At 64.6% G+C, this 14948-nt stretch carries 12 protein-coding genes; 6 read left to right on the top strand and 6 right to left on the bottom strand.

Translation table 11 applies throughout. The features are described from left to right. Positions 1–3 precede the first annotated feature (3 nt). A complete protein-coding gene (locus tag CXR00_RS16935; RefSeq protein WP_104056064.1) occupies positions 4–1572 on the bottom strand; it encodes an MFS transporter in 1569 nt (522 codons plus the stop codon). A 48-nt stretch (positions 1573–1620) separates the two neighbouring features. Further along, a complete protein-coding gene (locus CXR00_RS16930) occupies positions 1621–2520 on the bottom strand; it encodes a CHAD domain-containing protein (RefSeq protein ID WP_181032610.1) in 900 nt (299 codons plus the stop codon). A 446-nt stretch (positions 2521–2966) separates the two neighbouring features. On the opposite strand from CXR00_RS16930, the gene CXR00_RS16925 reads away from it, so the two are divergent. Next, positions 2967–3944 carry an aldo/keto reductase gene (locus CXR00_RS16925; protein WP_104056060.1) on the top strand — a complete coding sequence of 326 codons (978 nt, stop codon included), beginning with the start codon at positions 2967–2969 and terminating at the stop codon, positions 3942–3944. On the opposite strand, the gene CXR00_RS16920 is transcribed toward CXR00_RS16925, so the two are convergent. The 3 genes from CXR00_RS16920 to CXR00_RS16910 form a co-directional block, all read right to left on the bottom strand. Then, the gene (locus tag CXR00_RS16920; RefSeq protein ID WP_104056058.1) at positions 3941–4879 is read right to left on the bottom strand and encodes a sugar ABC transporter permease; all 939 of its coding nucleotides are present in this window, start codon (positions 4877–4879) and stop codon (positions 3941–3943) included. The genes CXR00_RS16925 and CXR00_RS16920 overlap by 4 nt on opposite strands. Further along, positions 4876–6483, bottom strand: a complete 1608-nt coding sequence (locus CXR00_RS16915) for an ABC transporter permease subunit (RefSeq protein WP_104056056.1) — start codon at positions 6481–6483, stop codon at positions 4876–4878. The genes CXR00_RS16920 and CXR00_RS16915 overlap by 4 nt, the downstream gene beginning before the upstream one ends. A 129-nt stretch (positions 6484–6612) precedes the next feature. Continuing rightward, positions 6613–7899, bottom strand: a complete 1287-nt coding sequence (locus tag CXR00_RS16910) for a maltose ABC transporter substrate-binding protein (RefSeq protein WP_104056055.1) — start codon at positions 7897–7899, stop codon at positions 6613–6615. A gap of 311 nt (positions 7900–8210) precedes the next feature. Here CXR00_RS16910 and CXR00_RS16905 point away from each other — a divergent pair, with 311 nt between their 5' ends. The 4 genes from CXR00_RS16905 (at position 8211) to CXR00_RS16890 (ending at position 12528) form a co-directional block, all read left to right on the top strand. Further along, positions 8211–9935: a glycoside hydrolase family 13 protein gene (locus CXR00_RS16905; protein WP_181032609.1), complete on the top strand. Its 1725-nt coding sequence runs from the start codon at positions 8211–8213 to the stop codon at positions 9933–9935. A 121-nt stretch (positions 9936–10056) separates the two neighbouring features. Further along, positions 10057–11076, top strand: coding sequence for a LacI family DNA-binding transcriptional regulator (locus CXR00_RS16900; RefSeq protein ID WP_104056052.1), 1020 nt, complete (start codon positions 10057–10059; stop codon positions 11074–11076). Positions 11077–11201: 125 nt separating this feature from the next. Further along, a complete protein-coding gene (locus CXR00_RS16895) occupies positions 11202–11567 on the top strand; it encodes a DoxX family protein (protein ID WP_104056050.1) in 366 nt (121 codons plus the stop codon). Between the two features lie 31 nt (positions 11568–11598). Beyond that, positions 11599–12528 (top strand): hypothetical protein, encoded by a 930-nt coding sequence (locus tag CXR00_RS16890; RefSeq protein WP_104056048.1) that lies wholly within the window; start codon positions 11599–11601, stop codon positions 12526–12528. Positions 12529–12613: 85 nt separating this feature from the next. On the opposite strand, the gene CXR00_RS16885 is transcribed toward CXR00_RS16890, so the two are convergent. Continuing rightward, positions 12614–14308, bottom strand: coding sequence for an HNH endonuclease signature motif containing protein (locus CXR00_RS16885; protein ID WP_104056046.1), 1695 nt, complete (start codon positions 14306–14308; stop codon positions 12614–12616). 281 nt (positions 14309–14589) lie between these two features. Between CXR00_RS16885 and CXR00_RS16880 the strand changes: the two genes are divergently transcribed. Beyond that, entirely contained in the window at positions 14590–14880 is a 291-nt protein-coding gene (locus tag CXR00_RS16880) for a DUF1540 domain-containing protein (RefSeq protein ID WP_104056044.1), read from the top strand. The last annotated feature ends 68 nt before the right edge of the window (positions 14881–14948 follow it).

Raw genomic sequence — 14948 nt, 5'->3', positions numbered from 1 at the left:
AAGCTAAGCCGATGCCGGGAGGAACCAGCGGGTTCGGGGTATTGCCTCGGCTAGCTGCGCCGCCTGGTCCATGATCTTCCGGTCCTCCCCCGTGATGCGTTCCTGTTCCTGCCGCAGATACTCCCGCCACGTGGCGACGTCGTAAATCTCGCGGAACTGCCGGGAATCCGTCACCGAATGCACCAGCTCCCAGTCCCGGGCACCGGTGCGCATCCTGGCCAGGCGCACCTCATGCATCAGCTGCACAAACTCGGCAGCCTTTTCGGGGGCCAGCTCGTAGGCCGTGAGGATGGTGACCGGACCGTCGTTGGGCGCGGGTTCCTGAGCAGCTTCGATGCCCAGGTCCGCCTCAGCGACGCTCCGGTCCAGCCGGCCGGTGCGCGGCAGCAGCGGCAGTACGGCCACGCTCAGTCCTGCCGCCACCAACAGGGTTCCGGCCGCCACCAGCACCGGGGTGTAGCCGAACGCAGTGGCGAAAGAGCCCCAAACGGCGGCGCCGATGGCCTGGGACCCGGTGGTCACCATCAGGTAGACCGACAGCCCGCGTGCCCGCACCCATTCGGGCAGCGTGAGCTGCATGGCGCTGTTGAGGATCGAGAAGGTGGCGATCCAGGAAATTCCCGCAAGGACCAGCAGGATGGCCAGCAGGACTGCCGGCAGGAAACCGGCGCCGATGATTGCCGCGCCAAACACAACGGCGGACAGGCCCAGCATCAGGTTGTCGTGGACCCGGTCCTTCACTCTGGGAAGCATAATCACGCCCATGACGGCGCCGATGCCGATCGCTCCCAGCAGCACTCCGTAACCGGTTGACCCGAGCCGGAGGTGCCCGTTCGCGGCCACCGGCAGCAGCGCATACAGTGCACTCGCGGGTGCCATGAAGAGAGCGGTCCGGAGCAGGATGCGGCGGATGCGCGGCGCTGCCCGAATGTAGCGCATGCCGGCAGCGAGCGCTTCCCCCATCCGTTCGGGATCATCGGGTTCCGGGGGCGCCCGCCACACATATACAGCCACTGCGGTACCCAGGAATGAGACCGCATTGAGGCCGAAGACAAAGGCCGGACCGAACAGGGAGATGAGCACGCCGCCCAGCGCCGGGCCCACCGCCCGTGCCCCGTTGACTGCCATGCTGCTCAGTGCTGAGGCCGCCCGGATTTCCTCCCGTGGCACCAGGTCGGGATTGATGGCCTGCCATGCCGGCTGACTCAGGGCCACCCCGCAGCCGATGAGGAAGGTGTACAGCAGGAGGGAATCAGCATCCAGCAATCCCAAGGCTGCCACCAGGGTCAGCAGACTGGCGGCACCGGCGGCAAAGAGATTTGCCCCGAGGATCAGGCGGCGGCGGTTGAAGGCATCGGCAAGGAAACCGGCGATCAGGCCAAGCAGCAGGGACGGCGCCAGATTGGCGGTCTGCACCAGGGACACCAGCGCAGGATTGGAGCTGTTTTCCACCAGATACCACTGAGCTCCCACCGTCTGTATCCACGTGCCGACGCTGGAGCCGATATTCGCCAGCCAGAGGATGAGGAACGCCCGGCGCCGCAGGGGCGCCCACGGTGATTCCGAAGCCATCAGAGCGCCTCCGTCCGGACGGTATAGGGTGCGGGTGCCGGCAGCGGGTCAGACCACGCGGGGAAATCCCGCCCACGCTTTGCGGAACCGTTTCCGTGCCCGCTCCCCGCGTTTCTCCTCCAGCGCATGCAGCAGCCCGTACGTGAACCCGTTCTGTCCCGCGCCTGAACTCCCCGCACCCCACCGGCTCAGATACTCCCGGCTGACCACGCTGTCCTGATGTTCGCCCAAGATCTTCTGCAGATGTTCGGCACCGGCGATCAGTTCGGAGGACCCCTTGGTTCTCACCGGCTGAGCAACCTCAGCGGCATAGCGCAGGCGTTTGGCGTCCTTGCGCGCCTCGTGCAGGAACTCGGACTGCTGTTCCTCACTGCCTGCCCTGCGGGCTTCCCGAACCGCCTGATGAAGGCGCTTGCGGTCCCGCTTCAACATGCGTCCGGCACTCGGAGCAGCAGGCCTGTCCGCTTTCGGGGTGAATCCGGGGGCGGTCACCAGGGATTCCAGCTGTTCCAGCAGCCGGAGGTACCGGACGCCGTTGAGCGCCTTCATGGCGACGGTGTGCGCTGACTTGTACTCGCCGAGCAGTTCTTGATCGATGCGCTGCTGCACCGGCCCCATCACCAGTTCAGCGGGCTGGTCCGCCACCAAAGCGTCCAGCCGTGACCGCATCACCTGCGCATCCCGTGCTTCCCCCAGGATTCCCGCCAGCCATTTCAATTCGTCCCGCACTTCACGCGCCGGCTCCGGGGCCACAAAGCTGCGGTAGCTGCCCAACGCCGATCGCATCCGTCTGGTGCTGACCCGCATCTTGTGGACGGCATCCGCCTCGTTGGCCCGCATCCTCGGATCCTCGGCCAGCATGGCGAGGAACTGCCCGTGCAGGTAGGCCTGCAAAAGCAGCCCGACAGGGCCGCCGGGCTTCGGCGATGCGGGCTGTTTCGCAGCCACTCGCACGGCCATCTGCGCGGCAGACTGCGCGGCCTTGGATGCCCGCGCAGGTTCCTTCGGAACGGATTTTACTGCGGCGGGCTTTGTAGTTCTGGACCGCGGCTGTCCCGGCTTCGTGCGCCCGGACTTCGCCTGTGCAGGCTTTCCCCGTGCAGGCTTTCCCTGTGCAGGCGCGGATACTGACGCTTCGGAAGTGGTTGTGGGCTTATTCGTGGTGCCGGATCGGGGTTCGTGCTCCTGGATTTCCGGCTCCTGAGCGGTAGGCATGGCTCAGTATAGGACCGGGAAAGCGGTCCTAGGCAGGGGGTTGAGCCCGTGCAGCGGTCCGGAGGGCAAGTCCCCTGTTATTTGGCCGCGGGCCACCGGTAGCATCGCCGTTACCAGCGGCAGGACGGCTGCGCAACAGCTTCAAACCTGCAGAGCATCTTCAAACATGAGGGCCGGGCATGAGATACAAGAAACTGGGCAACTCGGGAGCCACGGTCTCCGCGGTTGGGCTGGGGTGCATGACCTTCGGCAACCCGCAGCACGGAATGCACGGCTGGACGCTTCACGAACCGGAGTCCCGGGCCATCCTGCGCCGGGCGGTGGAGCTGGGGATCAATTTCTTTGACACCGCCAATGTCTACTCCTCGGGGGACAGCGAGCGCACCCTCGGCGCCACCGTCCTGAAGTACGTGCGGCGGGAAGAAGTGGTGATCGCCACCAAGGTGCACGGAGAAATGTCGCCCGGTCCCAACGGGTGGGGGCTCTCCCGCAAGCACATCCTCTGGCAGGTGGATGAAAGCCTGAAACGCCTGGGCACCGACTACATCGATCTTTACCAGGTGCACCGCTGGGACGCTTCCACTCCACTCGAGGAAACACTGGAAACTCTGGACGGCCTGGTGCGGGTAGGAAAAGTCCGTTATCTGGGGGCCTCCACCATGCACGCCTGGCAGTTTGCCCGGGCGCTGACCCTGCAGCAGGCGCACGGATGGTCCCCGTTCGTCACCATGCAGGCCCACTACAACTTGGTCTATCGCGAGGAGGAGCGGGAAATGCTGCCCCTGTGCGTTGCGACAGGGACCGGAGTGCTGGCCTACTCGCCGTTGGCCCGGGGCAGGCTGGCACGACCGTGGGATGACGTCACCCGGCGGCAGCAGCAGGATGAACGGGGCCACTCGCTCTATGCGGGCTCCGAAGATGCCAACCGGGCCGTCGCCGACGCTGTCCTCCGGGTGGCGCTGCGCCACGGCGTTCCACGCGCACGGGTGGCCCTGGCGTGGGTCTTGGCCCACCCGGTGGTGAGCGCGCCGCTGGTTGGTGCTTCCGACGTCGGGCACGTGGATGATGCGGTGGCCGCCCTGGACCTCCGGCTTTCGCCGGAGGACCTGGAGGAGCTGGAGCAGGGCTACACCCCCCGCCCGGTGGTGGGCTTCTAGCCCTTCACCGCCCCGGAGGTGAGGCCGGAGGAAATGAACCGCTGCAGGAACAGGAACAGTGCCATGACGGGCAGCGCTGCAAGAACCGCGCCGGCGGCGAACACGCCCCAGGTGCGGGACTGGCTGTCCCCAACGAAGGAGTAGAGGCCCACGGCCAGGGTTTGGGCGTCCGGATCGTTCAGGACAATGGAGGCGATCAGGAATTCGCCGGTGGCCGTGATGAAGGACAGCAGTCCCACGATGGCCAGAATGGGAGTGACCAGCCGCAGGATGATCGTGAAGAAGATCTGGACGTGGCTGGCGCCGTCGATGCGCGCCGCCTCGTCCAGGGACTTCGGCACAGTATTGAAGAACCCGTACATCAGATAGGTGTTCACGCCCAGCGCTCCGCCGAGATAGACCATGATCAGGCCGGTCTGGCTGCCCAGGCCCAGCCACGGCACGACGTCGGAGATCCCGCTGAGCAGCAGGAAGATCGCCACGACGCCGAGCATCTGCGGGAACATTTGCAGAAGCATCAGGCTCATCAGCCCGAACCGGCGTCCGGTGAACCGCATCCGGGAGAACGAGTAAGCAGCCAGAGCGCCGAGGAAGACGGTCCCCGCGCTGGTAATCAGCCCGACGATGAGCGTATTCATGAACCACTTGGCGAAGGGCTTCTGCGGATCCGAGAACAGGTCGATGAAGTTGTCGAACGCGATGGTGGTGAACAGGCCGTTGGCCGAGACCAGCGTTCCCGTGGGGCTCAGCGCGGCTGAGAGCACGTAGGCCAGCGGGAAGAGCGCAAACACGCCCATGACCACGCCCACCAGGTGGCGCCAGCCCTTGTCCCGGAACCAGTGTCCAAAGCTTTTGCGCGGCTGCCCAACCGGGCCGGTGCCTGCGGTGCGTTCCGCGGCGCCCTTGCCTGCCGGGGTCAGAGTCGAATTGCTCATGAGTTCACTTCCTCCAGCGCCTTGGTCTGCCGGAAGCTGACCGCTGAGATGACTGCAACGATGATGAAGATGATGACCGCCAACGCGCTGGCCAGGCCGTAGTCACGCCCTGAGCCCTGCCCGAACGCCACCTTGTAGACCAGGGTGATCAGCAAATCCGTGGCGCCGATGTCCATGTTGGTGTCGGAGAACCGCGGCCCGCCGCCGGTGAGCATGAAGATCACGTTGAAGTTGTTGAAGTTGAAGGCAAAGGTGGAGATCAGCAGCGGAGCGGTGGAAACCAGCAGCAGCGGCAGCTTGATGGAACGGAAGATCCGCCAGGCCGAGGCGCCGTCCATGCGTGCCGCCTCGTTGACGTCCTCCGGCAGTGACTGCAGGGCTCCGGTGCAGACCAGGAACATATAGGGGAAGCCGAGCCAGGTGTTTACGAGCAGCACGCTGAATTTGGCCAGCCAGGGATCGGTCAGCCAGGGGATGTCCGCTCCGCCGAAGAGTGCTTCGTTGATGAAGCCGAATTCCTGGTTGAGCATTCCGGACCACACCAGTCCGGCCAGGAACGCCGGGAACGCGTAGGGCAGGATCATGATGGTGCGGTAAATCTTCTTGCCGCGCAGGTTCGGGTGGTTGAACGTCAGCGCCAGGAACAGGCCCAGTCCGAAGCAGAGCAGCACCGATCCCAGGGCGAAGGTGAAGGTCCAGAGGATGACGCTGACCAGCGGGCCGCGCAGATCCGGGTCGGTGAAGGCCGTCTTGAAGTTGTCGAAGCCCACGCCCACCTTCCAGCCGGTGGCCAGGCGTTCGCCGTCGGACGAGACATAGGAGCCTTCACCGCCGTCGGCGTAGACCACGCCGGTTTCGGTGTCCGTGAAGGTGTCAGCTGCCTCGTCGTAAACCAGGACCGGCTTGAAGACGTAGGCGTTTGAACCGTCGGCGGTCTGCAGGATGCCGTCGTCGAGGTCTTCCGAAAGCGGAACCTTGATGGCGGTGATGTCCTGCTGGACGGACAGCAGTTCGTTGAAGTTCAGGGTCCGGTAGCCGTCCGCGCCCACGGCTTTGCCCGTGCCGCCCATTTGGGCGTCCTCGACGTCTTCCAGCGGTTCGCCGGTGGTGCCGATGCGCACGCCGCCGTCGGGATCGGTGACCAGCAGAGACAGGACGTCGTCCTTTTCCACCACTGACACCTGATAGGCCGGCGAATCCGGAACGCGCTTCTGCGCGCTCATGGAAATGGAGGAAATGGCATCCTCCTTGGTGCTGTTGTGCCCGTCGCCGTAGTTGGTGAACGCCACGTAACCGCTGTACACCACCACAAAGACTTGGAAGATCAGCAGGAACAGGACACCGGGGGCCAGGTACTTGGCCGGCAGGCCGCCGCGGCGCAGGTAGATCCAGTTGATGAGCACCGTTACGGCGGCGGCAACGGCGAGAATCAGCCATTTCTCATTCATGAACAGGGCCATAAGGACGTATACGGCGAACGCATCCGTCAGGCCCAGGAGCAGGATTTTCGCGAGCAGGCCTGCTGTTGAATCCGGGCTGCGGCGGGGTTTTTTCTGCGCTGCGGGAGTGCGGGAGCGGACAGGGGTGTCCAGCTGGTCAACCATCGGGGTTCTCCTTGAACCGGTTCGGGCCGGGACGCCGCTCAGAAAACTGGCGGCGTCCCGGCCCGGATACCTTGTCCGCCGGCGAAGGCGCCGGCGGACGTGTCTATCTCAGGTGCGGCTGATGCCGGACTACTTGGCGATCTTGGCTTCGACGTTGCTGACCATCTTTGCCCAGGACTCTGCGGGATCGCCCTGGCCCTTGATCAGGGCGAGTTCGGTGCCGCCCCAGTCAGCCCAGACGGCGCCCATTTCCGGAATGGCCGGCATGGGGACGCCGTCGGCGCCGATCTTGCCGAAGGCATCGACGATCGGATCTTCTGCAGCCTTCTCAAACGAAGCGGTCAGGGCCGGCGGACGTCCGCCGCCTTCGAACATGGCGTCCTGCACGGCCTCGGTGGTCAGGTAGTTCAAGGCAAACTCAGTGGCGGCCAGGGAGTTCTGGCTCTTGGAGCTGATGAAGAAGCCGTTGACGCCGATGAAGGGCTGGGCGGGCTGGTCACCGGTGGTGGGAAGCGGGTCGACGACGACGTTGATTCCGGCTTCCTGGGCCAGCGGCACGTTCCACGGGCCGGTCAGGAAGTACGGGGAGGCCCCGGCGTTGAACTTTTCCTTGGCGATGTCTGCGGTGATGTTGGAGTTCAGGATGCCTGCTCCGCCCTCGCCCCATTCCTTCACCTTGGCGGCGAAGGCCGCGCCGTTTTCGTTGCCCAGCTCCAGCTTGGAGGCGTCGTAGCCGCCGGTCTCGTCAGTTCCGAAGACGGGTACGCCCATGGAAGTCTGGAACGGGTACAGGTGGTACGGATCGCCCTGCTTGGGGTCCATGCCCACCAGGAACGGGAACTCGGCACCCTTTTCGACGGCAGCCTTGCCGTTGGCGATGACTTCGTCCATGGTGGTTGCCGGTTCGGGAACCAGGTCGGCGTTGCGCAGCAGGCCAATGTTTTCGATGGAGTAGGGAACGCCGTAGGTGCTGCCCTCATACGTCATGGCTGCGACGGAGGATTCCTGGAAGTCTGCCGCCTTGTCGCCAAGCTCGATCGGCGCAATCACGCCGTTCTGGACGAACTTGCCCAGCCAGTCGTGCGGGCCGACGATCAGGTCCGGGCCCTTGCCGGTGGGAACCTGGGTGATGAAGTCATCAGAGACCTGCTCGAAGTCCTTGGTCACCAGCTTGATTTCGATGCCGGTGTCTTCCTTGAACTGAGCAGTGACGTCAGTCAGGGCCGGAGAACGCTCAGCGTCAACCCACATGGTGAGGGTGGTGGCGCCGGCGCTGGCCAGGTCCGTGGAGTCCGAGCTTTCGGCAGCGTCGCCGCCGCCGCAGGCGCTGAGGACAAGGGCAGCGGTGACCGAAACGGCCCCGAGAGCGAAGGAACGGCGGCCAAACGCCGTCGTACCCGTGGTGTGCACCTTCATTGGTGTACCTCTCCTAGATTTTCAATGGTGTCAGGCTGTCTCAGGCAGCGCCCGAGTCCTCCCTGAGCTGTGCAGCGCAGGGAACAGGAGCAAACGGAGAGTCTCCGTCGGGACCTAAGTATGGAGAAAGTGTAAGCGCGTACACCGTGTGCGTCCAATCACAGATTTGGATCACAGTGCATGACCGGGTGGGGAACCGTTTCCGCATCGCCTACCGGGAGAATGACTTCGAATTATCAGCACTCTTAGCGTCGGAACGTACTGTGTAAGCGTTTTCATTTATCGCCGTCCGTGCCCCTAGGATGGCACCCATGCTCAGCGACGTTATCTCCAGCCCTGGCCCCGATGCCAACCCCGCCCTCGTCCCCCTTCACGCTGCCTCCAGTGAGCATGACCGCCAGTGGTGGCGCTCGTCGGTCATCTATCAGGTCTATCCGCGCTCCTTCCGCGATCTGAGCGGTGACGGCATCGGCGACCTGCCCGGCATCACCGCCGAGATGGCGTCGCTCGCCGAGCTGGACATTGATGCGCTGTGGCTTTCACCGTTCTACCGGTCTCCGCAGAATGACGCCGGGTACGACGTCGCCGACTACTGCTCCGTGGATCCCCTGTTCGGAACGCTGGACGATTTCGATGCCCTAGTTGACGCGGCCTCCGGCCACGGCATCCGGATCATCGTGGACCTGGTGCCCAACCACTGTTCCAACGAACACGCCCTGTTCCAAGCGGCGCTTGCGGCTCCGCCGAATTCCCCCGAGCGTGACATGTTCATTTTCCGTGACGGAACCGGTGAAAACGGTGACGCTCCGCCCAACAACTGGCAGTCCCATTTCGGCGGATCGGCCTGGACCCGCACCAACAACACGGACGGTACCCCCGGCCAGTGGTACCTGCACCTGTTTGATTCGACCCAGCCCGACTTCAACTGGGATAACCCTGCCGTTCGCGCGGAGTTTGAGCGCGTGCTGCGCTTCTGGCTGGACCGCGGCGTTGGCGGTTTCCGCGTGGACGTTGCCCATGCCCTCATCAAGAAGTCCGATCTTCCGGACTGGGGCGGCCGTGCTGACGGCTGCTCCTCCGAAGGTTTCCCGGGACACGAGGCTCCGATGTTCGGCCAGCCGGAGGTCCACGACATCTTCCGTTCGTGGCGCAAGCTGCTGGACGAGTACGACGGCGAACGCGTCCTGTGTGCCGAGGCCACCATCGATCCGCTGGACCGTCTTTCCGACTGGGTACGCTCCGACGAGATGCATCAGACCTTCAACTTCGCTTACCTCAACCACGAGTGGAACGCCGGTGCCGTGCGCCACGTCGTCGGCTCCTCCCTGGAGGCCTTCGACAAGGTGGGTGCGCCCACCACGTGGGTGCTGTCCAACCACGACGTCGTCCGCCATGCCACACGGTTCGGCATCGAAGGCCACCAGGAGCGTCCCGGTGACGGTCTGGGCCCGGAGGATCCGCAGCCCAACTACGAACTCGGGCTGTCCCGTGCCCGCGCCGCAACGCTGCTGATGCTGGCCCTGCCCGGCGGCGTCTATTTGTACCAGGGTGAAGAACTGGGCCTTCCGGACCACACCACCATGCCGCATGACTTCCGCCAGGACCCCAGCTATCACCGCACGGGCGGGGCTCGGCTGGGCCGCGACGGCTGCCGTGTTCCGCTGCCGTGGCACGCGGCGTCGGACGGCTTCGGCTTCAGCAGCACCGGCGCGGCTTGGCTCCCCCAGCCTGCCGACTGGGCCTTACTGGCCCGGGACGCCCAGCGTGAGGATCCGGCATCAACGCTAAACCTGTACCGCAGTGCGCTGGCGGTCCGCCGGGAGTATGCCCTGGGCGCCGGTTCGCTGGCGTGGTGGCCCGACGTCGACGGCGAATCAGTTGTTGCCTTCCTCAACGGCAATGTTCTGGTGGTGCTCAACATGGGCAGCGAGCCTGTTGACCTTCCTGCGGGCGAGGTGCTGGTCGCCAGCGAAGCGGGGGCTGCCGCCGGAGGAATCCTGGCGCCCAACCACGCCGTCTGGCTCCGGCTAAGCTAATTCCTGCGGCACCGGGCCTTGGCCCGGTGCCGCAAAAATGTTTCACTGCCGGCTTCCGGCCGGCCCGTTTGACTTGGCCGGCCAAGCCGCCAGCCCCGCAGAAGCCGATCCGAGGAGAACCGTGGCAGGCATCAAAGATGTGGCCGCACGTGCCGGAGTTTCATCGGCAACGGTCTCTCGCACCCTCAGCGGCAACGGCAAAGTGTCCGAATCCACCCGCCGCAGGGTCCAAGCAGCCGCCGATGAGCTGGGATACGTCCTGTCCTACAACGCGTCGTCGCTGGCCTCGGGACGAAGCCGCAACATCGGAATTGTCATGCCCACCGTGGGTCGCTGGTATTTCTCCCAGGTTCTCGAAGGTGCTGCTGCTGCGCTCATTGATGCCGGCTACGATCTCACGCTGTACAACACCAGCGACGGTCCGGGTCACCGCGAGAGCGTGTTGACGGAGATGCTGCGGCGCAAGAGGCTCGACGCCGTCATTGCGGTGGCCCTGAAACTCACCGACGAGGAACTCGCCCAGCTGCATGCTGTTGGCAAGCCGATTGTCGCCATTGGCGGCCCGCTGCCCGGGACCCACACCATCCGGGTGGATGAAGCCAGCATTTCCATGCTGGCCACGGAACATCTGGTTTCGCTGGGCCACACACGGATTGCCCACATCGGCGGCGGTGAGGAACTCGAACGCGACTTTCGGCTGGGGAGCACCCGCCGGGACGGCTACGAGCGGGCAATGGCACGGGCCGGGCTGGAATGCCTGCACATCAACAGTCCTGACTTTTCAGTGGCCAGCGGCGTGGAGGCCGCAAAGAGTCTCCTGGCGGCACCCCACAACCCTCCCACAGGCATCTTCTGCGCCTCGGATGAACTTGCCATCGGGGCTATCCTCGCCGCCAGGGGACTTGGGCTGCGTGTTCCTGAGGACTTATCCGTCATCGGCATTGACGGCCACGAACTGGGGGAGGTTTTCGGTTTGACCACCATCAGCCAGGATCCGAAGGGCCAGGGGGCCGCCGCCGTCGCAGCGGTGCTGTCCCTGTTGGCAAAGAAACCGCTGGAAGCCGACTGGATCCAGCGGTTCTACCCCACCGACTTCGTTGTCCGCTCCAGCACCTCGGTCCCCTCCGAGCTCCGCCGCTGAACGGTTCCTTTGAGTGAGCGGTTCCTTTGACGCCTGGGGTTCCACCCTCGTTATGCCGTGAAAACCGTGCTTGACTTGAGCGTCAACCAACCCAGTTCTGCTGCCCGAGGAATACCGCCGCACCCATGACCCTTTTTCTCTGGATCCTGCAGATAGTCCTGGCCCTCATGTTCGTTGGAATTGGAGGGCTGCGCCTGACCCGCCCTGCGTCCCGTCTGAGGAAGCTGCCTTGGACTGACGGGTATGCCCCGGGGACCATCCGCGCTCTGGGGGCAGCGGAACTTGTTGCCGGCATCTGTGTCCTGGCTCCCGGGATACTGGGGTGGTCTCCTCTTGTGACAGCCGTAGCTGCAGGCTGTTTGGCCGCGCTGATGACCTTGGCGGTGCTGATGCACCTGAGGCAGGGCCAGCGGCAGACCGCAGTACTTCCGGCTATCCTGCTGGTAATGGCCGGAATGGTGTTGTGGGGCCGGTTGGACCAAATGATGTGACGAACTGACTGATTGATGTAGGTGGAGTGGCATGCCGGACGTGGCTCAGGCCGTAGCGGAACTTTACGCACTGATGCCCGATACGTTCACCTCAGCCAGAAACAATTTGGCTGCAGAAGCCGCGAAAGCGGGGAACAAGGAGCTGGGCAAGGCGCTGCGGTCATTGCCCAAGCCGTCTGCCGGGGCCTGGCTGGTCAACATGTTGGCCCTGCACCGCTCTGAGCTCATCTCGGAAGTCTTGGAGCTGGGTGCTGTGCTGCGCGAAGCCCAGGATGACATGGACCAGCAGCAGCTGCGGCGGCTCAGCGGGGAGCGTCAGCGCCTGCTGCGTTCTGCCGCCCGAGAGGCCCGCAGCCTTGCTGAGGAGCTTGGCCGCCCGGTCAGCGCAGCTGTGGGTGCCGAGGTGGAACAAACGTTGTGGGCGGCCATGACCGACGCCGATGCTGCCGCGGCTGCGGCCAGCGGCCAGCTGGTGCGCGCGCTGGAAGCCAACGGTTGGGATCCTGTGAACGTGGACGGATCCGTAGCGGATCCGTCATCAGTCCGGCCCCTCTCTGCCAGCGGCGGCCAGCAGCGCAGGTCTGCGTCCAAGCCCAACACTGGAGCCGGTGCCAGCGGGAACCAGTCCGCCAAAAAGAAATCTGCCGTTAGTGCTGCGGCTGCACGGGCACTCCGGGCGGCCAAAACATCCTTGGCGGACGCCCAGCGCGATGCTGAACAGGCCGAGGAAACGCTGCGGGCTGCACAAGAAGAAATCGACGCCGTCGCCGCCCGCCGTGACGAACTGACTGATGAAATTGACGACCTGCGGGACCGGATCCGCGAGCTGGAACACGAAGTAGCAGCAACCGATCGGCGCTCCGGCACGCTGGAACGGGCGCGAGACGGCGCCCGCCGGACAGCCCGGGCGGCACGCCGAGCGGTGGAAAAGGCACAAACCAAACTTGAGGAGCTGGGTTAGCTCCCCCTTCTGACCGCCTGCACCAGCCGTGCGCAGCTCGACCCATCCGGGCGCAGCTCGGCCCAGTTGCGGCCATCTTGTCTGGTCAGAAGGGTGGTGGATCCTCACCATAGCCAGGGAGCTCGTCGGCGGAGATCCAGCCCGACATCCGGCTTACTGCAGGTTTCGTGGCTTCCACTCCGGATCCCGAGCTGGGTCGCGTGCTCAGCCCTGCGGCCAGGGTCAGGTGTGGATCGGTGCGGTAGGTCCGCCCGCCCGGCGAGGTCCACTCAATAATTCCGGGACTGTGTTGTTGTGCTTTCCAGAAGCCCCGGGACTTGAACATGTGATGCCGCTTGCAGAGATGCTCCAGGTTGTCATGATCGGTGGCCCCGCCGTGGGACCAGGGTTTGGTGTGGTCTATTTCGGCGATGACGGCGTTGGTCCGGCATCCCGGGAACCGGCATGTTCCGTCCCTGGCCCGCAGCCATCGCTGCAGCCCGGCCGGGACTTTCCGCCGCCGCCCGACCCGCAGGATCTCCTCAGTGTCCGGGTTTCGTTCCACCGGTGTCCAGTGCGCTGCCTGCCGGGCCAAACGCCGGGCAGTTTCGGGGCTGATCGGCCCGTATCCGTGCAGTTCGGCAGGCTGTTCATCAGCACCAAACAGGGTCTCGGCGGTGATCAGGACCAGGATCTCGGTGCGTGCCCGTGCACGTGCCCGGGCATGGTTGTCCTTGGTACCGCGGCCGCTGTCCCTGTCCCTGTCCCTGACCCTGTCCCTGCGGTCCCGGTCTCCCGGGCCGTTGCCGTTGTGGCCGGCTTGGGTGTTCCGCCGGCCATTGTCGCCAGAGCCCGGGTTGCATCTGTCCCCGTCACCGGTGTCCACCTCGCTGGCAGGCCCACTTCGTTCGAGGTCATAACTGTCCGTTGCATCCTCATCACCGTCGAGCAGGTCAGCCAGAATGTCGGCCCGCAACTGATCCACTCCCCGCGGATCCCCCGCACCCTGCTCACCCCGCGCCGCCGTGGTCAGCTGCGTATAAACCAGCTGCGCCCTCGCTGCCGGCAACAACGCCGACAACCACGACATCCCGTCCTCTTCCGGCACCAAACACACCCGCCGGCGTTCAAAAGCACTCTTATGCCGGACCGGAACGGTTTCCGGATACCGGCCCTCCCGCAACCTTCTGGCCTTCACCCGGAACTGGGACGACGTGTGCCCCGCACCAGCAGCCTCCAGCAGGGAAGCCTCGAAGGCGGCCAGTTCGGGTTCTGGGACGTTCTGGGACTGGTCCAGCACCGTCTGCACATGCCCGTAACCCAGGCTCCCGTCCTCCAGCCGGGCCAGGGTTGCGGTGTGGGTGGTGCATAACCGTCCCGCCTCACTCATCAGCATCTTCGCGGTGTTCGTGGGCAGGCGCAGGATGGCTGCGGCTTCCTCCGCCGCCAGACTGAAGGTCAGGGCCGGATCCTCCCGGCCAACATCTTCGAGCAGATCATCACGGAAGAGGATTTCCATCCGGTGCAGCACCTTGGCCTGCTGGGCCTGCGCCCACCGCACCAACGCATCCAACCGGGACAACACCACACTGGCTTCATCCTGGGTCAGGGACTCCGCACCCTGCAGGACCAACGAACCGGTAAGCCCGTCCCGGTAGGCCGGATCCATGTGAACGGTTTCGGGATCCCTCGGGGCACTGTCCGGCTCAGCGTTGTAAATCGACCGGCTGGACACAGCAGCCTGGCCTGCGCCGGATGCTTCACCGGTGCCGCCGCGTCGAAAAGATCCGTTCTGATCCATGGCTTCAGGCTTTCACCTGCCACCGACATTTCTGTCCCGAAAACAGCCCCAAAAACCCCAAAACAGGCCACTTTGGGACGTTCCAAATACTCGACTTTTTCACGTGGGCTACCTGCGCCAAGGTCGGTTTACCTGCACGGCCCGGACCTGTCCCGACGCTCCCGCGGAGCGAGAAACCCTCCGGAACCCGTAAATACGTCCAACAAATTCGCCCTAATTATTAGCGTGCACCGGTGGTACGTTCGGAACCCGACAGACATTAAGCCTTCTTTGGAGGAACCATGACTGATCACGTAGCGCCCGTCAGCGATTGCTCCGTTCACAGCTGCGACTACAACCACGACGGCTGCACTGCCTATGCCATCACGGTGGGCGGAGCCCCCGACCATGCCAGCTGCTCCACCTTCATTGACACCACCGAAACCGGTGGTCTGCCCAAAGTTCTGGCCTCCGTGGGCGCGTGCCTGCGGAGCGAATGCCAACACAATGACCACCTGATGTGCACTGCCCATGATGTCAAAGTCGGCCCCGGAGCCGAGTCGGCGGATTGTTTGACGTATCAGTCCCGCTGACAAACGGGCACCTGGCCTCCAACTCGGCCGGATAAGCCCCGCCGGACAGGCGTCCCCACTGAACAACG

It is taken from the genome of Arthrobacter sp. 9E16 (assembly GCF_002929435.1).
GTDB lineage: Bacteria > Actinomycetota > Actinomycetes > Actinomycetales > Micrococcaceae > Arthrobacter_B > Arthrobacter_B sunyaminii.
The sequence above is the reverse complement of the archived record's forward strand: the minus strand, read 5'-3'. Positions and strand labels throughout refer to the sequence as shown.

Coding starts and splice junctions, on each gene's coding strand:
- CXR00_RS16905 (WP_181032609.1), top strand. CDS start 8,211: ATGCTCAGCGACGTTATCTCCAGCCCTGGCCCCGATGCCAACCCCGCC.
- CXR00_RS16935 (WP_104056064.1), bottom strand. CDS start 1,572: ATGGCTTCGGAATCACCGTGGGCGCCCCTGCGGCGCCGGGCGTTCCTC.
- CXR00_RS16910 (WP_104056055.1), bottom strand. CDS start 7,899: ATGAAGGTGCACACCACGGGTACGACGGCGTTTGGCCGCCGTTCCTTC.
- CXR00_RS16880 (WP_104056044.1), top strand. CDS start 14,590: ATGACTGATCACGTAGCGCCCGTCAGCGATTGCTCCGTTCACAGCTGC.
- CXR00_RS16885 (WP_104056046.1), bottom strand. CDS start 14,308: ATGGATCAGAACGGATCTTTTCGACGCGGCGGCACCGGTGAAGCATCC.
- CXR00_RS16915 (WP_104056056.1), bottom strand. CDS start 6,483: ATGGTTGACCAGCTGGACACCCCTGTCCGCTCCCGCACTCCCGCAGCG.
- CXR00_RS16920 (WP_104056058.1), bottom strand. CDS start 4,879: ATGAGCAATTCGACTCTGACCCCGGCAGGCAAGGGCGCCGCGGAACGC.
- CXR00_RS16895 (WP_104056050.1), top strand. CDS start 11,202: ATGACCCTTTTTCTCTGGATCCTGCAGATAGTCCTGGCCCTCATGTTC.
- CXR00_RS16890 (WP_104056048.1), top strand. CDS start 11,599: ATGCCGGACGTGGCTCAGGCCGTAGCGGAACTTTACGCACTGATGCCC.
- CXR00_RS16925 (WP_104056060.1), top strand. CDS start 2,967: ATGAGATACAAGAAACTGGGCAACTCGGGAGCCACGGTCTCCGCGGTT.